General features: G+C 30.9%; 1 protein-coding gene. It reads left to right on the forward strand.

All coding sequences use genetic code 11. The annotated features are described in order from the left end of the window. Positions 1–233 (forward strand): phage distal tail protein domain-containing protein (locus FDW96_RS26335; RefSeq protein WP_170974737.1); only part of this gene is annotated, 233 nt, incomplete at both ends.

The raw sequence follows: 233 nt of genomic DNA on the forward strand, positions 1-233 counted from the left end.
TAGATTTTACCAGCCCTCTAATTTAGGGTTACAATCAACTAATAACATCTGGCAAAGTAATGGTATTGGAATAATGGGAAAACGCTCAATTACTCAACCACAAATAGAGTTTAAGCTAGAAACGTTTGGAGAAAGTTTAGAAGAAAATTATCAATTAATGAAAGACTTCGTAAACGATATTCTTAGCAAAAAATTCGTTACACTTGAATATCAAACAGAAATTTTTCAGGTGT

It is taken from the genome of Citrobacter sp. TBCS-15 (genome assembly GCF_005280815.1).
GTDB lineage: Bacteria > Pseudomonadota > Gammaproteobacteria > Enterobacterales > Enterobacteriaceae > Citrobacter > Citrobacter werkmanii.